Origin of the sequence: Halomonas sp. ND22Bw (assembly GCF_003011945.1) — a bacterium.
GTDB lineage: Bacteria > Pseudomonadota > Gammaproteobacteria > Pseudomonadales > Halomonadaceae > Halomonas > Halomonas halophila.
In genome coordinates this window covers 1-261 of sequence record NZ_PXWD01001147.1, presented here as the reverse complement: position 1 = coordinate 261, position 261 = coordinate 1, and the positions used below count along the sequence as shown (strand labels likewise).

At 72.8% G+C, this 261-nt stretch carries 1 protein-coding gene; it reads left to right on the top strand.

The window, feature by feature from the left end; genetic code table 11:
- Positions 1-261 (top strand): enoyl-CoA hydratase/isomerase family protein (locus CVH10_RS21770; RefSeq protein WP_181244649.1); only part of this gene is annotated, 261 nt, incomplete at both ends.

Sequence of the window (261 nt, the reverse complement as noted above, 5' to 3'; positions counted from 1 at the left end):
CCCCGCCGACCGGGTGGAGGAGGCCAAGGCGGCGATCGCGGCGCGGCCCGACGATGTGGCGGCGGTGCTGGACGGGCTGTCGGTGGAGCCGGGCGCGGCGGCGATCCTGGCGCAGCGTGGGCATATCGACCGGCTGTTCGCGTCCGACCGGCTGGAGGAGGTGTTCGCGGCGCTGGCGGCGGATGACGGCGATTTCGCGCGCGCGACGCTGGCGACGCTGAACACCAAATCGCCGCAGACGATGAAGGTCAGCCTGAAGCT